Below are 16564 nucleotides of genomic sequence, written 5' to 3'. Positions count from 1 at the left end.
GGATTGAAGCCTATTTAAGTATTGCTGTGTGTGGAATGACACCACATCCAAAGCACTGCTACAGAGACTGGCGCCACATCCGGGGGTAGGTCCCGGGCTTCATGAAGACCTTATCTGTCTCAATCACAAGGCCACTGTCTGCGGCCACAATATCAAGGGACGGCATCAGTGCCTCACCAACAGCCACGAGTTCCCCCTTAAGGGTCATCACCGCAACTGTGTCGCCCTTCTTTATGTTATCATCCAGGCCCGCTATGCCCCCACGTGCAAGGTCGGCACCATGGCATACTGCATCAACTGCAGAGTCAAGGATGACGGCACGGGGGAGGTGGGATACTGCAAACTCCATTGGGAGAGTGCATTCCCTCAGAAATCTCTCATCACCATCCTCAACCCAGAACTGGTAGGCGTCCTTGAGGTCGTGGAGTGTTACCAGCCCCTCCTCTGTGAAGGGACCCACACGTGTCCGTCTGAGTTCAGCCATATGGGCCCCTGTACCAAGGGCCTCACCTACATCATGGCAGTACTTCCTCACGTAGGTCCCTGCCTCACAGGCTATCCTGAAGAGAACATCCTGCCCATCAATCTCAAGTATATTAACATCATAGATTGTCCTTACACGGAGCTCCCTTTTAACAGCTGACTTGAGGGGGGGTATCTGGAAGATCTTTCCCTGAAACTCCCCCAGTACCTCCCTTATCCTGTCCTCATCCACCTCCCTGTGAACCCTCATGAGGCATACGTATTCCTTGGGGGCCTCAAGGAGGAGCTGCATGACCCTTGTCGCCCTGTTTATGCCCAGGGGCAGAACACCTGTAACCTTGGGGTCCAGTGTGCCCCCATGCCCCACCTTCTCTGCGTGGAGCATGTCCCGAACCCATGCATCCACCTGGTGGGAGGTGGGGCCAGATGGTTTATCAAGGTTAACAACGCCATGTGATATGTGGGTCTCAATGTCCCTCTCGTGGGGCGGACACCCATATGCAGGGTCCGTGCGTGACTCCTTTAACTCTATGAATTCTGCCATGAGGGATACCTGCAAAAATAAGAGGTGGATTTATTCAAGGGATTCAAGTTCCTTCTTTATTTCCTCGACATCATCGGATTTGATCTCTATCTTCTTCTCTGTTGGTTCAAGGTGTCCTATGTTACACCTCCTGTTCTTAACATTGACACCCACAACTTCAACGAAGTTTTTGTCGATGATATCAAGTATCACGCATTTTTCACCGGCTTCTCTACCTGCGGTTTTCACACATACTCTTCCAACTTCTATTGCTGCCATTAAATCACCTCGGTAACTTTTAGTATGATTTCAGCCACGCCTTCAGCGTCAAAATGGCTGGTGTTTATCACAATGTCGTATACCTCAAGGTCATCCACATCTATACCGTGAATCTCCCTGTACCTCTGGGCTTCACTGGCCTCACGTATCCGGATCTCATTCTTGACCGTCTCCAGGTCCTTGGATTCCCGGATACTTATTCGCTGTGCCCTCACATCAAAGGGTGCCATCAGCAGAACCTTCAGATCCGCCCTTGCAAAGTGTGCAGAGAGTCTTCCCTCAAGTATGAGGTCCTCATGTTCATCTGCAAGTCTGGCCTGTCTCCTGTCGATCTCTATGTCTATCTCTGGATTCTCCTCTGCGAGTTTGCTGAACTCCAGTATGTCAAGTTTCCTCTCAGCAGCCATCTGCCTGAACACATCACCTGCAGATACACAGGGTATCCCGGTCCTCTCAGACAGAATCCTGGCAACGGTTGTTGTGCCAGTGCCGGCCAGACCACCGATGGTTATGATCATTATGACCTTGCCTCTTTCTTAAAGACTTTGCGTGCGCAGCTTGAACAGTAGTAACCACCGTATGGTCTGTTGGGTCTCTTCTTGGACTTTGAGAGTTTTCTTATCTCGTAGGGTCTTCCTCTTGGAACACCATGGAGTGGCTTTCCGCAGCCAGCACATACATGCTTTGATGGTTTCTTTCTGCGGTAATGTATAACCGTCCTTCCTCCAGGAGTTCTCTTGAAGATTCTCTTATATGATCTGGATCTGTATCTTAACTCTGGCATTTCAATCTCTCCATAAAGTTACATTCCACCTTTAAGTCCCATGAACTTTCTGAATATCTGGGACATTGCAAAGGAGCATAAGATGTACCAGCCAAGCCATCCTATGGCATAGGATGGGGCGTTTGGTGGCATGCCATAGAACATATGCCACAGGGGGACAAGGAGGACATAGTATGCAATCTGGGGCAATATCACCAGTGTCTTGACTATGTGTGGTTCCTGTCCCATCCAGTAGAAGACAAGGATTATGGGCACGAATGTGACTATCATTGGTTTGAATGACATGGTCATCATTTCGCGCTGTTTGTCCATGAACTCCATCTGTTTTTTCTGGATCTCCTCAAGCGCCTGCATGTCATTCTTCTTTCTTGCCTCCATCATCTCCTGCTGGAATTCCTGCATTTCAGCTTTAAGTTCTTCGAGCCTTTCCTGGTCCACGAGCAACTTGTTTGCCAGTGTGATGATAAAGGCCACTATTGCTGATATCAGGAATACCGTGAGGATGGGGTTCTGTGGATTCGGGTCCATTGCAATGAATGGACCGAATACAGCGTTCAGTGCCCCGTATACGACTTCAAGAACCATTTTTGTTTCCTCTTTATCTTACTCCAGAATGTTCTTCATCTCACTGACTGCAGACTCAAGCTGGTTGTTGTGGTTCTTAACAATCTTAACTGTTGCGCCTGTGAGGGTGGCGTAGGCCATTGCAGCCGCCCTGTTCATCTGCTGATGGAGGTCGATCTCCTGCAGGGATTCCATATCCCTGTTTCTGGAAGTATCACTAATTCTTCTTGTGAAGATCTCCTCTGGATCAGCCTCCACAAGCACAAACATGTCAGGTTCCAGTTCCTCAAGAACCCATACTGGAAGACCTGGCAGAAAACCAGCAGGCGTCTTTATGGTGCAGTGTGTATCGACGATTATATTATTTTCCAGTGACCTTTCTCTTATACTTTTCGCAGCCGCCCTCTGTATCTCCTTCTGAACTCCAGGTTCAAGGGTTCTCATCTGATCCCTGTTTTCAACAAGTCCCTTTTCACGGGCTATTTCAAGCATGACATCCCCGTAATTCACATTGAGATAGTCAAGCTCCCTGAGGGTGTTCTCAAGGACCGTCGTGCTTCCTGAACCAGGTATACCTGCAACTACAACAACCTTCATTGTACCACTCCCATGGATTAAAAGATTATCCTAATCTCCCAGGAAGCTTCTGAGTATGGGGTGCATATCCATCAGCTGCTCCTGGGCAATCTCCTCATAGAGCCTGTAAACTATACCCACCGTTAGAAGGACACCTGTACCTCCACCAAGAGAACCCGTCAGGTCAGCTACGAATGCAAGGAGCCCCACAAATGCCCCTCCCAGGATCGTTATCGTGGGTATGTAGCGTTTCAGTATCTTCTCGAACTGCCCCCTGCTGCTCCTGAAACCAGGAATCTGCATACCCATCTGGTAAAGCTGTTTTGCAACATGCTTTGGACCTATGTTACTTATCTCAACCCAGAGCCAGGCAAAGAGGATACAGAGCCCTATGAATACAACCGCATAGAACAGTACCTTGAATGGGTCCAGTATGATGGCGTCGATTGAGCGTGGAGCCGTGAGAAGATATGCGAGCCCATCAACCGCCTGCCCATTGCTTACAGTACCAAGTATGGGGTAGCCAAGTTTCTGGAATACGTTCGCCATTAACTGAACATTCAGGAGGAGTGCGCTTGTCAGTATAACCGGCATGTTACTGGCGTATATGAAACGCAGGGGATACTTTCCGACAGCGCCCCTTGAGAGCCTCTTACCCCCTCCCATGGATATGGGTATCTCCACCCTCATACTCTCGGCATAGACAACGACGAGGAAAACTCCAATGAGGGCCAGTACAGGCAGGACGTAGTACTGGAAATCAGGACTCTGCCCTGTGAAGAGGAGGTAGAGGAAACCTGTTATTCTACCGGCGGGTACCCCTGGCTGCGTGGGTGCAGAGAGGGGGTTGAAGGCACCCACAATTATCTCCTGGGATACGCCTGCTGCAATGAAAAGTCCAACACCGCTACCAAAGCCCCATTTGGATACAACCTCATCGAGGAATATTATGAGTATTCCTCCAATTGTGAGCTGCAGTATGAGTATCCAGACAAACTGGGGGGCTGATGGTGCCAGTGACCCTGTCAGTACAAATATCAGTGCCTCAAAGAAGGTGAATACGATGGCAAGGAGTTTCTGCAGTCCCTGGAAAAAGGCCTTATCCTCATGCTTCGAGAGGTCCAGTTTCAGTATCTTACCTCCAACCAGAAGCTGGAGTATGATTGATGCTGACACAATGGGTCCTATACCCAGTGTGAGTATTGAACCGAAGTTTCCTGCAAGAACAGCCCTCAGCTGGGCAAACTGGTCCACAGCCCTTGGGCTTAAACCGTAGAGTGGTATCTGGGCCAGGAAGAAATAGAGGACAAGGATTATACCTGTCCATTTGAGTTTCTCCCTGAATGGTACCCTGTAGCCAGGTGATTTAACCTGTGGCAGGACTGAGAATATGGGCTCAAATTTTTCCTTCAACTGCTCCACTCCTTGTCAATGCTGGTTTACTCTATCACTTCAGCCTTTCCCCCGGCCTCTGTGATCTTCTCAACGGCACTCTCAGAGAACTCAAGGGCCTTAATGTGGACGGGTCGTGTGATCCTTCCGCTTCCAAGGACCTTTTCGAAGCCAAGGTCCCTCACATCCAGAACCACCATTCCGTCCTCTTCAGATGCGATTCCCTTCTCAAGGAGGCCAGGAATCCTTTCGTCGATGTAGGCAAGGTTAACTGTTTCCAGCCTCTTTATGAGTTTCTGGGGCCTTTTGAAACCGTACTTTCCAAAGTGTTTTGGGTCGTACTTGACGATCCATGTCCAGTGGTGTTTGTGTCCACCGGCCTGTCCTCTACCTCCGCGGTGACCTGCTCCCCTTCTCTTCTTGGAGCATCCTCCACCGACGGTACGTGAGCCCCTCATCCTTGTGATCTTTCGTCTTTTTCGGATCATGAGTAATTCCTCCGCTTAGATCATCCTCTTCAAGAGGTCATTTATCTTCTCGCCACGGTATCCGAGGCTTCCGCCCTCATTGAAGGCCTTTTTTATGGCCTCATATCCCTTTCTCGGGGGGTGTAACCTGAACACAGGTTTTATTCCTGCGTCCTCAAGTTTAACCTCACCCCTGAAGACAGCCCCTGCAAATTCTTCCACTGAATCATACTCTGTGTTTTCCTTTATGTATTCATCGGTTAACCTTTCCCCTCCGATGATTCTTGCCCTCTTGGCTATCATGGCTGTCAGGGTTTCCTGGTCAATTTCACCCCAGGTTATGTAGTCCTTGGCCTTCTGGAGCATGCCAAGGTGGCTGGGTGTGTCCTCAACCAGTACTGCGTGGTTTATCCTGTTGAGTCTTAACATCTCCATGGTGTCAGCTATGTCCCTTCGGACACCCGCTGATCCCCTTACCCTTACTACTGCGAACATCTGAAATCACCTTCAGGTACTGCAAACACCCAGGTTTTTAAGGTCCTTTTCGCTTGCCTTTACCTTGCTCAGCTGTTTGAGGGCATCGAAGGTTGCCCTGGCAAAGTTGACTGTGGTCTGTGTCTGTCCACGTGTATGTGACCATACATCATCTATACCTGCAAGCCTCATTATGGTCTTGCCAACGTCACCTATTGCAAGTCCAACACCACCCGGTGCTGGTATGAGGGTTACGCGGACACTTCCACTCTTGCCTGAGACCTTGAAGGGTACCGTGTGTTCCCTTCCACAGACACATCCCCAGTCACCGCAGCCTCTCCTGACCTTTATAAGGTTGAATTTTGCATCGTCAACTGCCTTCCTGATTGCAGGTCCAACCTCTCTGGCCTTGCCCTGTCCGAGTCCAACGTATCCGTCCTTGTTGCCCACTGCAACTATGACCCTGAAGTTGACCTTCCTTCCTGATTTGTGCATCCTCTGGACAAGGTTAACGTCAATGACCTCCTCCTCGAGGTCAGGAAGCAGTGCATCGATTATCTCAAGTTCCATTATTGGGTGTCCCTCTTCAAAGATCTCATCGATACTTGTTATGACACCCTCCTTCACAAGGCGTCCAAGGTTGGTCCTTGGCTCCCATTCCTCCATGTTGAAGTTCATAATCATACCTCTTCATCTATCCTGTTTTTTATTTCTTCAAAGTGTTCAGGCAGGTCCTCAGGGGAAAGACCCCTTTCAAGGTACCTTGAAAACCTCTTCTTGCGTTCTTCCTCGTCAAGGGATTCTGCATATTCCTTTATGTGCTCGCCCCTTATCCTTGATTCGTCGGGAAGTACTGATTCACCGTGTGGTACTTTGAGCCCTGCGTCAACAGCCCCTTTAAGTGCTGCGAATACCTTTGAACCCCTTATGGCAGGTCTGAGTCCTATGTCAAGGACAGCTTCCTCTATACCTGCCTTCAGAGCCCTTTTACCGCAGAGGTATCCTGTCAGGTATGCTGCTGCTGTATTGCTTGTGCCTCCAAGCCATCCCATTTTCTGGAGCTGCTTTGAGTGGGCTGAGACCAGTGTTTCGTCCCCATCCATTCCCACGTTGATTATCTGTGCAATAACATGATACGTGGTTATTCTGACAACAAGCCTGGATTTGCCTGTTTCCACCATCTTATAGCGGGCCCGGTAATCAGTTTTACCTTCCCTTCGTCTTCTAAATGCCATCTTGTATCTTGGTCCATGTGCCAATCAGATCCCTCCTACCTGAGCATGTCGTGGTCCCGGGCATAGGTTTTCATGTAAGATTTGCTCTTGAAGGCTCCGCCCTTTGCCATCTTGTAGAGTTTACGATAGGTGCTCTTGTTTATTTCACGGTTGTCCCTCATCTCCCTGAGGTCCTTCCTCAGAGCCCTTATCGTGGTCATCCATTCCTCTTTCCTTGGTTTTCTGGCGCCCTTAGCACCTTTTATGCTTCCAGGTCCTCTTCTTCTTCCCTTCTTTTTTTGCTGGGCTATCTTTTTTGACCTGTAACTGCTTATGCCCTTTTTTGGTTTAGCCTTTATTGCGCCGTCCTTTATTAGCTGCTTTACACCGTCCCTGGTTATTGCCCTTGAGACCTCATCGATCCTCTCAGGGTCAATCCATATCCTGTTAACCCCTACTTTCAGTATGTCTGCAGCTAATCTTTTCTGAGTAGTAAGATTCATTCAAGAAACCTCCTTGTGTTCAGCAATTTGCTGATAGACCCGAAAAATCGGGCATCCCCTTAAAGTGTTTTCCCTGGACTGGAAAATAAGACCCCTTCCAGCCCCATATTATGGATTCAGAACTTTTATGCCAAGTTCCCTTGCCTTTTCAAGCATGAGTGTCTTCTTCCTGGCACCCACAGTTGATGCTATCCTTGCAGCCTGTTTTTCAGGGTCCAGTTCCTCAAGTTCCCTCATGCTGGAAACAAGGATGTCCTCATATCCTGATGGGTGGAGACCCCTCTGGTCCCTTGGCTTCCTGTAGCCAATCGCAGGCATTGCAGGTTTGCCCTTTTCATATTTTCTCATTTTACTTGTTTTACCCCTGGGCCTCCTCCATTTTTCCCCCAGTTTTTTGTATCGGGCGTATTCCTGTCGTTTAAATTTTTTCCTCATCGAATCACCATCCCTATTCCTTGCTCACAAGGTATATGCCGTCCTGGAAAACCCTTGGGTCCCTTCCCTTAATCTTGGTGGCCTGTTCAAGGTTCGCCATTGTCTGTCCCACGTGTTCCTTGTTGATGCCTGTTACTTCAACCTCGTCGCCCTTTACCTGGACCTTTGTATCTCCCACTATCTTTGCAGTCCTTGGGTGGCGTTCCCCGAGGAAGTTCTCTATTAAAACCTTATCCCCTGCCACCTTCACACTCATTGGAAAGTGGGCGTACACTATCTTCATGCGGTAGGTGAATCCCTCGGTGACGCCCCTTATCATGTTGTTTATATGGGCCTTAACTGTCCCTATCATTGCCTTGTCCTTTTTCTTTGGGAATTTAACCTCAAGGACCACCTTATCGTCCTCAACGGCCATTGATATCTCTGAGTGGTTAAATTTTCGGGAGAGTTCACCCTTTGGACCCTTAACCGTAACTTCACCATCGATGGTGACGTTAACATCCTCAGGGATGGGTATTTCTTCCCGGATCATAGCTGCTAGAACCATGTTATCACCTAGTAGACGTAAGCCAGCAGTCTACCGCCGATACCCCTGTCCTTGGCCTCTTTATGGGTCATTATTCCCTCAGGGGTTGATACGATTATTATCCCGAAGTTCTTAGCTGGCAGATATCTTTTCTCAAATTTTTCGAATTCGTCCTTCTTAACAGCGTGTCTGGGTTTTATAACCCCACACTGGTTTATGTTTCCCTCAAGTTCAACGATGAATTTTCCGGCCCTGCCGTCATCAACGTATTCAAATTCCCCGATGTAGCCTTCCTTCTGCATTGTTCTCAGCACACGCCCTATGAGCTTTGATGCAGGGGTTATCCTGCACTTGACATTACCCCTTATCTCATTGTTCCTTATGTTGGTCAGGGCGTTTGCGAGAGGATCCATAAGAGTCACAGTAAACACCTCTTTCAGTTGTACTTTTTAAACCCGATTTTAGGTGCGAGTTCCCTGAAGCACTGCCTGCAGAGCATTAATCCATATCTTCTGACCAGGGCAGAGTGATCCCCGCATCTTGAGCATTTCCTTGATGCCTTTCCATATTTCCTTGGCAAAACAATCACCTTCAGACTATTTTAACCTGGAATTTTTCCTTCATGAAGTCAATTGCCTCTTCACGGCTGACCCTGTGCTTTTCAGGAACCTTTTTGCGCTGTATCCTTCGTCTGCTTATCCTGTGACCCGGCTTCTCAAAGGTTACAGAAAGGTTCATACCGAATATCCCTATCTCAGGGTCGTACTTCATTCCAGGTATGTCGATGTGTTCCTCGATACCCATTGAAACATTGCCGTACTCATCAAACTGGCTGGCCTTCAATCTGTTCCCTATTCCCTCAAGGAACATTCTGAGTACCTTTTCGGCCCTTTCACCGCGGAGGGTGACCTTGCATGCGATGGGCTGCTTTTTCCTTATACCAAACTCGGGGTTTGTGACCTTTGAGTGGGTCCTCACAGGCTTCTGGCCTGTCATCTCCTCAAGAAGCCTTTCAGCCCTTGCAAGCCTTTCACCCCCTTCACCGACACCTATGTTAAGGGTGACCTTGAATATCCTTACTTCCTCCATGGGGTTCATCTATTTACCTCCTGGAAGTGAGATCACTGACTCGTCCTTTCCAATGACAAACACGTAATCCTTGAGTGTGAGGAATGTCTTCCCTGCTTCGGTCTCAATGACCGCTGTGTTTGGCATTGATGACCTGGTTATGTTTATCTTCTTGATTCTTCCAATTTCACCTGTGTGGCGGCCCCCTGTTACAAGGCCAAGGCTGCCCTTCTCAAAGGGTATCCTCTCAAGGATTTCCTGTTCAGGCACCGCCAGCTTCACAACATCCCCCACGCGGAACTCGTCCTCTGAGAGGTAGTTGCGGCCGTCATGGAGGTTGAGCTGGGTTTTCCCGCCCCTGATGGTTGTCTTGTTAACTATCTTGCAGAGCTTGAAGCCCGCGTTCTCCTCACCAATGGGATGTAAGACCAGCCTTCCCCTTTCATCAGGGAGAACCCTGTAGACCTCACCTGTGCGGGGTATGCTCACAACGTCCATGAACCCAACAGGGAATTTGTAGTTCTTCCTTGGCCTTCCGTCCACCAGGACCTCACCACTGTTTATGATCTTCCTGGCTTCCCTTGCATTGTCTGCAACCCCAAGGATGTCCCTCACAATAATCATCAGAGGTAATGATGCCTCAATTGCATGGGGACCCGGGGATGGCTTTACGGTCCACTTGTATTCCTTGGGATGAATGGGCCAGTGACTTGGTGATCTGAAACGTTTAAGGTGCTTTCTTGATGCCATTATCGCCATGTTTATCCCTTCCGTTCTAATATTTTCATTCTCTTCTCATCGTCAAGGTTGAGGTCAATTATTCTGATGTTTGAGGGGTGTATCGGGAAGTAAACTGAGGTCCCATCCACCTTCTGTATTGTGGCGCCCTCAACGTAGACCCTGTACCTCTTGAGGTCCACCTTCTCGACCTTACCCTCATGTCCCTTGAAGTCACCGCGGAGAACCTCAACCTTATCTCCCTTCCTCACTGGCAGGGACCTTCTACCGTATTCCTCCCTGAGTTCCCTGCTTAGGGCTGCGCTCATCATTTTGCGACGAGCGTGTAATGGTGCTTCATAAATGTATTTCCTCTGCTTTCTGGGTTGTTTTGACATTCTATCACCCTATACTATTATGCTGGCTGCACTTCCCACGCTGGGCCACCTGTCGGCTGCTTCCTTTGCAACAGGACCCCTTATCTCTGAACCCTTGAGGACTCCCTCTGGGCTCACTATAACTGCAGCGTTATCCTCGAATTTCACCCTCAATCCGTCAGGTCTTCTGTATTCCTTTTTCTGTCTCACAACAACAGCGTTGAGGACTTCCCTCCTCATGTCCACTGTTCCCTTCTTCACAGAGACCACGACCATGTCGCCAACACCGGCTGCTGCGAGTCTCCTGCGAACACCCTTGTATCCTCTGACAGAGATTATCTCAACTTCCCTTGCGCCTGTGTTGTCAACACACTGAAGTCTGGCCCCTACAGGTAAAGCCCTTGTAACCTTGGATGCTATTGCCTTCATCTTACTCTTCCCCCTTCACCTCGACCACTACAAAGTTCTTAGTCTTGCTGAGGGGTCTGCATTCAGCAATTTTCACTGTGTCCCCTACCCTGACATCTATGCAGTCAGGTTTGTGAGCCTTTATCTTGGATTTTCTCTTTTCGTATCTCTCATATTTGCGTATAAATTTGTAGAAACTCCTTTCAACGGTTACTGTCCTTTCTGCCTTGTCACTGACGACAGTTCCTTCCAGTATCTGACCCCTCAATGGGAGGTCCCCGTGGAAAGGACAGTTAGGATCACTACATTTAGATTTAGGTTCTGGAACATCAATGCCGACCATTCTATCACCACTATGGTTTTCTAAATTTCTTCTTTATTCTCTCCTCAGGACGAGCTACCAGAGCTCCACCATCAATCTCAACCACTTCACCCTCTGGTGTTCTGAAATGGAAGACGGCTATTCCCTTTGGAACCGTTATCTCCCTGCCATCCTCCAGTTCAATTTTAAGGGTGTTCCTGGTTTCATCCACGACTCTTCCCGATATTCCCTGAATGTCCCTGTGAACACTCCTGGCTATTCTCACAGAAAGGCCAATAAGCTCATGTCTGAAAATGTTACGGGGGGTTATCAATGTAAACCCCTACCTTATCTCTATCGTGTCTGATGAAAAGCCCATATCCGCTAGAACTTCCTTGACCTTCTTCTTATGGTCCCCCTGAAGTTCTATCTGGCCTTTCTTGGCAGTACCTCCACAGGCACATCTTGCCTTCAGTATCTTTGTGAGCTCCTTTATGTCAATATCGTGTTCATCGATGCCCTCTATGATGGTCATCACTTTACCGAATCTTCGCCTCACTGTGTATACCTTTAATGTCTGAACTTCGCGTGCTATTTCCTCACAGACGCAAAGTTCCTCCGGAAGACCGCAAACATCGCAGATTTTCATTTATTTCTCCTTCTATTTTTCATTCATGATGGTGAGAACACGGGCTATTGTTCTTCGGATTTCCCTCATCTTGCCAGGGTTTTCATGGATCCCGGCAGCAGCGCTCTTGGAAATGTATCTGGCGTATTCTGCCTTGAGTTCATCCAGCTTCTTCTGGAGTTCCTCCCTATCCATTTCCCTTATCTCTTCGCTCCTAAGTATCGCCATTTCAATCCCTTTCTATTATTCACTGATATGAATCTGTCCATATATATTACTTTTCAGATTCTTCACCATCTGTGTCCTCTTTCTCTGTTTCTTCCGCTGATTCAAGGTCTTCCTCGAGGTCCTCGACCTCCTCAAGATCCTCAATCTCCTCAAGATCCTCAAGATCCTCAAGATCCTCAATCTCCTCTAGCTCCTCGAGATCCTCGACCTCTTCAAGATCCTCAATCTCCTCAACAGCTTCAACCTGTTCTGCAGGTTCTTCTGAGGGAGTTTCAGTTACTTTAGGAGCCTCTATTTCAACCTTGTCTGGAAGTACAACCTCGGGAGGCATTATGCGGACGTATACCCCCAGAACACCTGGTTTGAGCTGCACTGTTGCGAATCCTTCCTTGACGTGTTTGGTTGAGGGTTCGCCGCACTTCTTTATGTAGCCGTCTGTGAATTTGGCTGTGGCTGAACGGGCACCCCTTATCTTACCTGAGATGGTAACCTCAACACCCTGGGCACCTGCAGCCATGATCCTCCTCATTGTGGTGTATGCAACCCTCCTGAAGTGCATGCCCCTCTGGAGCATGGCGGCTATCTTGTGGGCCATTATGCGGGGGTTGAGTTCAGGCACATCAACCTCCTTGACCTCAACCTGGGGGTTTTCAAGGTTGAACTTGCTTTTGAGTTTCTGGGTAATTGCCCTCACAGTCTTACCGCCACGTCCAATTACCATACCTGGCCTTTCAGCGTAAACGACAACCATTGTACCCATAGGGGTGACCTGAACATCCATGCCACCGTAGCCTGCCCTTTCAAGTTCCTTTTCAAGGTATTCGTCTATCCTTGTCCTTCTGAGCCCTTCAACGACAAAATCTTTCTCTATCAAAATCTATGCCTCCCCCAGAACTATCTGAACGTGTGTTGTTGGTGTGTTGAATGGTGTGGCCCTTCCAAAGGCCCTTGGAATCCAGCCCCTTATAACTGGCCCGCGGTGGCTGGATATGTGGACTATTCTGAGTTTCTCGGTGTCGAGTCCCTTGTACTCTGCGTTGGCCTCGGCATTTTCAAGGACCTTCAGTATCTGACCTGCTGCCTTAACAGGGTAACGGCCGCTGGCCCATCCGCTGAGGCCCCTCCTGTGCCCGACCTTCCGGTTGTATCTCTTGAATGCCACCGGCCTCTCCATCCTGATAACCTCTTCAAGGTATCTTTTGGCCTTCTCGAGTTCCATTCCCCGGATCTCCCCGCATATCTCCACAGCGTGCTTTGGTGAAATTTTGAGGTGAGTCGCTGAAGCCCTGGCTGTTTTTGACCTGTCTTCCTCTTTATAAGCGTATTTAACCTTAGCCATTGTCTAGTCTCCTTATTTAAGAGGCACGAACATTGAGGATCTTGTAGCTCCCATACCGGGATCTCCGTGCTCAACCTTCTTCCTTGTGGGTGCAAATTCGCCGAAGTAGCAGCCGATCATTTCTGGCTGGATTGTGACCTCCACAAATTCGGTTCCGTTGTGGATGCCGAAGGTCATCCCAACCATCTCAGGCAGCACTATCATGTCCCTGCAGTGTGTCCTGATGACCGGTGGTCTTCCCTCAGTTTTTCCCTCTTTTTTTATCTTCCTTATCTTCTCAAGTACCTTCTTCTGCCTTGGTAGGAATCCCCTCTTGAGGGATCTTCTCTGCCTTGATGGGAACAACTTGATTACATCGTCAAGTGGCATCTCCTGCAGTTCTTCCAAGGTGTAGCCGCGATACCTAAATTCTTTACGTGCCAATAGGTCACCTCCTTCTTTTATCTCCTTTTCCCTGTTCTTCTGGCAGCTATTGAACCAACCTTCCTTCCTGGAGGAGCATGCCTTGAGACAGTTGTTGGCCTACCTGGGTGCTGTCTGTTTCCACCACCGTGTGGGTGGTCGACTGCGTTCATTGCAACACCCCTGACTGTAACTGACTTCTTACCCTTGGCCCTAAGGGCATGGTACTTCTTACCTGCCTTGAGGAATGGTTTCTCCCTTCTTCCTCCTCCAGCAACGACACCGACGGTTGCACGGCACTGTGGGTTGAGTGCCTTGAGTTCACCTGATGGGAGTTCAATAACCGCCTTGTCAGCATCATGGGTGATTAGAGAAGCGTAGGTACCGGAGGACCTCACCAGTTTGCCTCCGTCTCCGGGTCTGTTTTCAATGTTGTATATGGGTGTCCCCTCTGGAATTTCACTGAGTGGGAGTGAGTTTCCAGGTTTGACCTTTGCCTTTGCCCCGCACTCAATCTCTTCGTCAAGCATTAAAGCCTCAGGTGCGAGGATGAGGTTCTTCTCACCGTTTTCAAATTTCACAAGGGCAACAGGGGCTGTCCTTCCAGGGTCGTGCATTATGTCAACGACCTTTCCCCTGAGACATCCGTCACTTTCAAGGGAGTCGTATGCACGGTATTTTATTTTGCCCTTGAAGCGGTGGGATGCACTTCTGTAAGTGGGAGTTCCCCTTCCTCTCCTCTGTGATATTAACCTTTTTCCCATCTGAATATCCTCCTCATTATCTTTAGAATACTCCCAGTTTAACAGCTATATCCTCTGCACTGTGTTCCTTTGCCAGTTTTATGTAGGCAATCTTCTGACCCCCTGGGGTTACCTGGGTGTTAACCCTCTCAACCTTAACTGCAAAGAGTTCCTCGAATGCCCTTCTAACATCCTTTTTTGTGCTTTTTCTCATAACCACAAATGCCAGCTCGTTGTTCTGGTCTATAAGGTTCATGCTCTTTTCTGTGACATGTGGCTTCATGATAACAGCATATGGATCCATAATTACACCGTCACCTTAATTTTTACTGAAAGAGTCCCTCAAGTTTTTCTATTGCTGATCTTGTAAAGACGGTCAGTCTTCCAGGGTGGGTTCCAGGTGCGAGGAGTTCCGCGTTGAGGTTTTCCACTGTAACAACGTCCACGCCAGGGTGGTTTCTTGCGCCCAGCGCAATACCTTTATCATCACCAACAACTATGAGCGGACCTTTGGGTGTCCTGTACTTCCTTCCCCTCATCTTTCCCTTTCCAGCTCTTATCTTTTTACCTTCCTTTGCCCTCACGATGTCGTCCATGATTCCAAGTTTCCTGAAGACTTCCCTTGTATCTGCTGTCCTTTTGATTCTGGAGAGTTCATCGTCAACCACCAGGGGCACCTGGGGTACATTCTCTATCCGGTGACCCCTTGCCTCCACAAGGTCCCTCATGGCTGTTGCTGCAACGGCGGACCTTATTGCCAGTCTCCTTTCCTTTCTGTTTATCCTCTCATGGTAGTTCTTCTGTGGCCTCGGTGGGTGGGCCCTTCTACCGCCAACTGCCTGGGGAACGAAGGCTGCCCTTGAACCATTCTTTATACGTGGAACCATTGCAACACCGCGCCCGGCACCATAGGACTTGGCAGAGGTCCTTTTACCTGCCATTGGGTCTGGACCCCATGGCTGTACCCTCGCGGTCTGTGCTGATAGAACGGCCCTCTTTATCACGTCGGGCCTGAACTCCTCATTGAAAATTTCAGGAAGTTCCATTTCATCTATGGCTTCACCTTCTAGGGAATAAACCTTGATCTTCATTTTGAACCACTCTTATACTCCTTGTTTTGATGCTGTGCTGATGTAGTTTATCTGGGGTGCCTCTTCCTGCTTACCTGCAGCCCTTATGGCCTTCCTGAGCACCACAAGCCTCTTTGTTGGGCCTGGAACTGACCCCTTAACCATTACATAATCGTTCCTGACAAGACCATACCTTACGAATCCGCCGCTGGGGTTTACCTGGTCTGCCTCGCTGGCATCGCCGATCTTGAGTATCTGTTTGTTGTACTCGGTCCTCCTGTGGTAACCCATCTGCCCTGCCTGTGGAACTGTCCACATGGTCCTTGATGGTGTCCATGGACCCAGTGACCCTATGTGTCTTCCCTTACTGCTTCTTGCAGCCTTACCGTACTGTATCCTTATACCCCATCTCTTAACGGGACCCTGGAATCCCTTACCCTTAGTCACGGCTATGGCATCAACGAAGGCTCCCTCGGAGAATATCTCTGATGCCCTCACATCCTTGCCGAGGATTCCCAGTGCGTATTCGAATTTCTCCTCAGGGGTCTTACCTCCAAGGCCGCACTCAAAGACCTCAGGTTTCTTTTTGGGCACGCTTGCAAGTCTGGGGTTTGTGTGTACAATAACCCTGACATCTGCAACGTATTCCATGTTTGACCTTATCCTTTCGATTGCGGCCTCCTGGTCATAGTCCTCTGCAGGTGGGGTGAGCTTCCTTCTGAGGTCCTCCTTTGTCTCGGTGGCCAGGACCTCTCCAAGGGTCTTAAGGCCCCTGCTTGTCTTTTCATAGGCCCTAACGGCCATCACGGTTAGGGGTGGGACCTCAAGTATTGTGACTGGAGTTGAAACCTCCATCCCCTCTGTAGGGGAATTTTTCTGGTTATCAACCATCATTACGTGGGTCATCCCTGCCTTGTAGCCTGCCAGGGCAAGCAGTCCAGGTTCATCCACCTGGGGCCATGACTTGACCCTGGGGGTTTCCCTTGCCGCCCTTTTTCTTGGACTGAATGCAACTGATCCTTTTCTTGGTTGATGATGTCTAGCCATTTAAGTTTACCTCCTT

The 16564-nt window shown here is 49.0% G+C and carries 31 protein-coding genes; all 31 read right to left on the bottom strand.

Features of this window, described 5'->3' with window-relative positions; all coding sequences use genetic code 11:
- Positions 1-58: 58 nt before the first annotated feature.
- Positions 59-1027 carry an RNA-guided pseudouridylation complex pseudouridine synthase subunit Cbf5 gene (locus MTBMA_RS02570; protein ID WP_013295341.1) on the bottom strand — a complete coding sequence of 323 codons (969 nt, stop codon included), beginning with the start codon at positions 1025-1027 and terminating at the stop codon, positions 59-61.
- 30 nt (positions 1028-1057) lie between these two features.
- On the bottom strand, positions 1058-1285 hold the full coding sequence (locus MTBMA_RS02565; RefSeq protein ID WP_013295340.1) for a 50S ribosomal protein L14e: 228 nt from the start codon (positions 1283-1285) through the stop codon (positions 1058-1060).
- Positions 1285-1803 (bottom strand): (d)CMP kinase, encoded by a 519-nt coding sequence (gene cmk, locus MTBMA_RS02560; protein WP_013295339.1) that lies wholly within the window; start codon positions 1801-1803, stop codon positions 1285-1287. Before cmk ends, MTBMA_RS02565 begins: the two co-directional genes overlap by 1 nt.
- The gene (locus tag MTBMA_RS02555) at positions 1803-2069 is read right to left on the bottom strand and encodes a 50S ribosomal protein L34e (protein WP_013295338.1); all 267 of its coding nucleotides are present in this window, start codon (positions 2067-2069) and stop codon (positions 1803-1805) included. Before MTBMA_RS02555 ends, cmk begins: the two co-directional genes overlap by 1 nt.
- 18 nt (positions 2070-2087) lie before the next feature.
- Positions 2088-2654 carry an EMC3/TMCO1 family protein gene (locus MTBMA_RS02550; RefSeq protein WP_013295337.1) on the bottom strand — a complete coding sequence of 189 codons (567 nt, stop codon included), beginning with the start codon at positions 2652-2654 and terminating at the stop codon, positions 2088-2090.
- Between the two features lie 18 nt (positions 2655-2672).
- Complete coding sequence (locus MTBMA_RS02545) at positions 2673-3230, bottom strand: adenylate kinase (RefSeq protein WP_013295336.1); 558 nt, start codon at positions 3228-3230, stop codon at positions 2673-2675.
- Positions 3231-3260: 30 nt separating this feature from the next.
- The gene (gene secY / locus MTBMA_RS02540) at positions 3261-4631 is read right to left on the bottom strand and encodes a preprotein translocase subunit SecY (RefSeq protein WP_083772482.1); all 1371 of its coding nucleotides are present in this window, start codon (positions 4629-4631) and stop codon (positions 3261-3263) included.
- A 17-nt stretch (positions 4632-4648) separates the two neighbouring features.
- Positions 4649-5089, bottom strand: coding sequence for an uL15m family ribosomal protein (locus MTBMA_RS02535; protein WP_013295334.1), 441 nt, complete (start codon positions 5087-5089; stop codon positions 4649-4651).
- Positions 5090-5104: 15 nt separating this feature from the next.
- Complete coding sequence (gene rpmD, locus MTBMA_RS02530) at positions 5105-5563, bottom strand: 50S ribosomal protein L30 (RefSeq protein ID WP_013295333.1); 459 nt, start codon at positions 5561-5563, stop codon at positions 5105-5107.
- A 12-nt stretch (positions 5564-5575) separates the two neighbouring features.
- The gene (gene rpsE, locus MTBMA_RS02525) at positions 5576-6220 is read right to left on the bottom strand and encodes a 30S ribosomal protein S5 (protein WP_013295332.1); all 645 of its coding nucleotides are present in this window, start codon (positions 6218-6220) and stop codon (positions 5576-5578) included.
- 2 nt (positions 6221-6222) lie between these two features.
- A complete protein-coding gene (locus MTBMA_RS02520) occupies positions 6223-6801 on the bottom strand; it encodes a 50S ribosomal protein L18 (protein ID WP_013295331.1) in 579 nt (192 codons plus the stop codon).
- 11 nt (positions 6802-6812) lie between these two features.
- Positions 6813-7259: a 50S ribosomal protein L19e gene (locus MTBMA_RS02515; RefSeq protein WP_013295330.1), complete on the bottom strand. Its 447-nt coding sequence runs from the start codon at positions 7257-7259 to the stop codon at positions 6813-6815.
- A gap of 108 nt (positions 7260-7367) precedes the next feature.
- Positions 7368-7694, bottom strand: coding sequence for a 50S ribosomal protein L32e (locus MTBMA_RS02510; RefSeq protein ID WP_013295329.1), 327 nt, complete (start codon positions 7692-7694; stop codon positions 7368-7370).
- 13 nt (positions 7695-7707) lie between these two features.
- Positions 7708-8241, bottom strand: coding sequence for a 50S ribosomal protein L6 (locus MTBMA_RS02505; protein WP_013295328.1), 534 nt, complete (start codon positions 8239-8241; stop codon positions 7708-7710).
- Between the two features lie 8 nt (positions 8242-8249).
- Positions 8250-8642: a 30S ribosomal protein S8 gene (locus MTBMA_RS02500; protein ID WP_013295327.1), complete on the bottom strand. Its 393-nt coding sequence runs from the start codon at positions 8640-8642 to the stop codon at positions 8250-8252.
- Between the two features lie 14 nt (positions 8643-8656).
- Positions 8657-8809: a 30S ribosomal protein S14 gene (locus MTBMA_RS02495; RefSeq protein WP_010875659.1), complete on the bottom strand. Its 153-nt coding sequence runs from the start codon at positions 8807-8809 to the stop codon at positions 8657-8659.
- A gap of 2 nt (positions 8810-8811) precedes the next feature.
- A complete protein-coding gene (locus MTBMA_RS02490) occupies positions 8812-9318 on the bottom strand; it encodes a 50S ribosomal protein L5 (protein WP_013295325.1) in 507 nt (168 codons plus the stop codon).
- Complete coding sequence (locus MTBMA_RS02485) at positions 9319-10047, bottom strand: 30S ribosomal protein S4e (protein WP_013295324.1); 729 nt, start codon at positions 10045-10047, stop codon at positions 9319-9321.
- Positions 10048-10049: 2 nt separating this feature from the next.
- Positions 10050-10403: a 50S ribosomal protein L24 gene (gene rplX, locus MTBMA_RS02480; RefSeq protein ID WP_013295323.1), complete on the bottom strand. Its 354-nt coding sequence runs from the start codon at positions 10401-10403 to the stop codon at positions 10050-10052.
- A 9-nt stretch (positions 10404-10412) separates the two neighbouring features.
- Positions 10413-10811, bottom strand: a complete 399-nt coding sequence (locus MTBMA_RS02475; RefSeq protein WP_013295322.1) for a 50S ribosomal protein L14 — start codon at positions 10809-10811, stop codon at positions 10413-10415.
- Between the two features lies 1 nt (position 10812).
- Positions 10813-11133 carry a 30S ribosomal protein S17 gene (locus tag MTBMA_RS02470; RefSeq protein WP_010875654.1) on the bottom strand — a complete coding sequence of 107 codons (321 nt, stop codon included), beginning with the start codon at positions 11131-11133 and terminating at the stop codon, positions 10813-10815.
- Positions 11134-11143: 10 nt separating this feature from the next.
- Entirely contained in the window at positions 11144-11425 is a 282-nt protein-coding gene (gene rnp1, locus MTBMA_RS02465) for a ribonuclease P protein component 1 (RefSeq protein WP_013295321.1), read from the bottom strand.
- A 9-nt stretch (positions 11426-11434) separates the two neighbouring features.
- The gene (gene yciH, locus MTBMA_RS02460; RefSeq protein ID WP_010875652.1) at positions 11435-11740 is read right to left on the bottom strand and encodes a stress response translation initiation inhibitor YciH; all 306 of its coding nucleotides are present in this window, start codon (positions 11738-11740) and stop codon (positions 11435-11437) included.
- A 12-nt stretch (positions 11741-11752) separates the two neighbouring features.
- Entirely contained in the window at positions 11753-11947 is a 195-nt protein-coding gene (gene rpmC / locus MTBMA_RS02455) for a 50S ribosomal protein L29 (RefSeq protein ID WP_013295320.1), read from the bottom strand.
- A gap of 46 nt (positions 11948-11993) precedes the next feature.
- Positions 11994-12821, bottom strand: coding sequence for a 30S ribosomal protein S3 (locus MTBMA_RS02450; RefSeq protein WP_013295319.1), 828 nt, complete (start codon positions 12819-12821; stop codon positions 11994-11996).
- A 3-nt stretch (positions 12822-12824) separates the two neighbouring features.
- Positions 12825-13286 (bottom strand): 50S ribosomal protein L22, encoded by a 462-nt coding sequence (gene rplV, locus MTBMA_RS02445; protein WP_013295318.1) that lies wholly within the window; start codon positions 13284-13286, stop codon positions 12825-12827.
- A 12-nt stretch (positions 13287-13298) separates the two neighbouring features.
- The gene (gene rpsS, locus MTBMA_RS02440; RefSeq protein WP_013295317.1) at positions 13299-13709 is read right to left on the bottom strand and encodes a 30S ribosomal protein S19; all 411 of its coding nucleotides are present in this window, start codon (positions 13707-13709) and stop codon (positions 13299-13301) included.
- A 17-nt stretch (positions 13710-13726) separates the two neighbouring features.
- Positions 13727-14452 carry a 50S ribosomal protein L2 gene (locus MTBMA_RS02435; protein WP_013295316.1) on the bottom strand — a complete coding sequence of 242 codons (726 nt, stop codon included), beginning with the start codon at positions 14450-14452 and terminating at the stop codon, positions 13727-13729.
- Positions 14453-14474: 22 nt separating this feature from the next.
- Positions 14475-14735: a 50S ribosomal protein L23 gene (locus MTBMA_RS02430; RefSeq protein ID WP_013295315.1), complete on the bottom strand. Its 261-nt coding sequence runs from the start codon at positions 14733-14735 to the stop codon at positions 14475-14477.
- Between the two features lie 22 nt (positions 14736-14757).
- Positions 14758-15522 (bottom strand): 50S ribosomal protein L4, encoded by a 765-nt coding sequence (gene rpl4p / locus MTBMA_RS02425; protein WP_013295314.1) that lies wholly within the window; start codon positions 15520-15522, stop codon positions 14758-14760.
- 12 nt (positions 15523-15534) lie between these two features.
- Positions 15535-16548 (bottom strand): 50S ribosomal protein L3, encoded by a 1014-nt coding sequence (gene rpl3p, locus MTBMA_RS02420; RefSeq protein WP_013295313.1) that lies wholly within the window; start codon positions 16546-16548, stop codon positions 15535-15537.
- Positions 16549-16564 lie beyond the last annotated feature (16 nt).

The organism is Methanothermobacter marburgensis str. Marburg, from assembly GCF_000145295.1.
GTDB classification, from domain to species: Archaea; Methanobacteriota; Methanobacteria; order Methanobacteriales; family Methanothermobacteraceae; genus Methanothermobacter; species Methanothermobacter marburgensis.
This window is presented reverse-complemented; position numbering and strand designations above follow the sequence as displayed.

Coding starts and splice junctions, on each gene's coding strand:
- MTBMA_RS02570 (WP_013295341.1), bottom strand. CDS start 1,027: ATGGCAGAATTCATAGAGTTAAAGGAGTCACGCACGGACCCTGCATAT.
- MTBMA_RS02565 (WP_013295340.1), bottom strand. CDS start 1,285: ATGGCAGCAATAGAAGTTGGAAGAGTATGTGTGAAAACCGCAGGTAGA.
- cmk (WP_013295339.1), bottom strand. CDS start 1,803: ATGATCATAACCATCGGTGGTCTGGCCGGCACTGGCACAACAACCGTT.
- MTBMA_RS02555 (WP_013295338.1), bottom strand. CDS start 2,069: ATGCCAGAGTTAAGATACAGATCCAGATCATATAAGAGAATCTTCAAG.
- MTBMA_RS02550 (WP_013295337.1), bottom strand. CDS start 2,654: ATGGTTCTTGAAGTCGTATACGGGGCACTGAACGCTGTATTCGGTCCA.
- MTBMA_RS02545 (WP_013295336.1), bottom strand. CDS start 3,230: ATGAAGGTTGTTGTAGTTGCAGGTATACCTGGTTCAGGAAGCACGACG.
- MTBMA_RS02535 (WP_013295334.1), bottom strand. CDS start 5,089: ATGATCCGAAAAAGACGAAAGATCACAAGGATGAGGGGCTCACGTACC.
- rpmD (WP_013295333.1), bottom strand. CDS start 5,563: ATGTTCGCAGTAGTAAGGGTAAGGGGATCAGCGGGTGTCCGAAGGGAC.
- rpsE (WP_013295332.1), bottom strand. CDS start 6,220: ATGAACTTCAACATGGAGGAATGGGAGCCAAGGACCAACCTTGGACGC.
- MTBMA_RS02515 (WP_013295330.1), bottom strand. CDS start 7,259: ATGAATCTTACTACTCAGAAAAGATTAGCTGCAGACATACTGAAAGTA.
- MTBMA_RS02510 (WP_013295329.1), bottom strand. CDS start 7,694: ATGAGGAAAAAATTTAAACGACAGGAATACGCCCGATACAAAAAACTG.
- MTBMA_RS02505 (WP_013295328.1), bottom strand. CDS start 8,241: ATGGTTCTAGCAGCTATGATCCGGGAAGAAATACCCATCCCTGAGGAT.
- MTBMA_RS02490 (WP_013295325.1), bottom strand. CDS start 9,318: ATGAACCCCATGGAGGAAGTAAGGATATTCAAGGTCACCCTTAACATA.
- MTBMA_RS02485 (WP_013295324.1), bottom strand. CDS start 10,047: ATGGCGATAATGGCATCAAGAAAGCACCTTAAACGTTTCAGATCACCA.
- rplX (WP_013295323.1), bottom strand. CDS start 10,403: ATGTCAAAACAACCCAGAAAGCAGAGGAAATACATTTATGAAGCACCA.
- MTBMA_RS02475 (WP_013295322.1), bottom strand. CDS start 10,811: ATGAAGGCAATAGCATCCAAGGTTACAAGGGCTTTACCTGTAGGGGCC.
- MTBMA_RS02470 (WP_010875654.1), bottom strand. CDS start 11,133: ATGGTCGGCATTGATGTTCCAGAACCTAAATCTAAATGTAGTGATCCT.
- yciH (WP_010875652.1), bottom strand. CDS start 11,740: ATGAAAATCTGCGATGTTTGCGGTCTTCCGGAGGAACTTTGCGTCTGT.
- rpmC (WP_013295320.1), bottom strand. CDS start 11,947: ATGGCGATACTTAGGAGCGAAGAGATAAGGGAAATGGATAGGGAGGAA.
- rplV (WP_013295318.1), bottom strand. CDS start 13,286: ATGGCTAAGGTTAAATACGCTTATAAAGAGGAAGACAGGTCAAAAACA.
- MTBMA_RS02435 (WP_013295316.1), bottom strand. CDS start 14,452: ATGGGAAAAAGGTTAATATCACAGAGGAGAGGAAGGGGAACTCCCACT.
- MTBMA_RS02430 (WP_013295315.1), bottom strand. CDS start 14,735: ATGGATCCATATGCTGTTATCATGAAGCCACATGTCACAGAAAAGAGC.
- rpl4p (WP_013295314.1), bottom strand. CDS start 15,522: ATGAAGATCAAGGTTTATTCCCTAGAAGGTGAAGCCATAGATGAAATG.
- rpl3p (WP_013295313.1), bottom strand. CDS start 16,548: ATGGCTAGACATCATCAACCAAGAAAAGGATCAGTTGCATTCAGTCCA.